The following is a 263-nucleotide window of genomic DNA, read 5'->3' on the forward strand; positions in this document are numbered from 1 at the left end:
CGGCGACGATTCTGGCGCACTATCTGCGTGAGAACGGCATTGTGCCGGAGAAGTGCGATCTCAATTCCATTCTGTTCTTATTAACTCCGGCGGAAAGCCACGAGAAGCTGGCACAACTGGTGGCGATGCTGGCGCAATTTGAACAGCATATTGAGGATGACTCACCGCTGGCTGAGGTGTTGCCGAGCGTTTATAACAAATATCCGGTGCGCTATCGCGACTACACCCTGCGCCAGTTGTGTCAGGAGATGCACGATCTGTAT

General features: G+C 53.2%; 1 pseudogene. It reads left to right on the top strand.

Features of this window, described 5'->3' with window-relative positions:
- Positions 1 to 263, top strand: a pseudogene (locus Q5L94_RS13830) (ornithine decarboxylase); the annotation flags it as partial.

Source organism: Idiomarina sp. Sol25, from assembly GCF_033052775.1.
Taxonomy (GTDB): domain Bacteria; phylum Pseudomonadota; class Gammaproteobacteria; order Enterobacterales; family Alteromonadaceae; genus Idiomarina.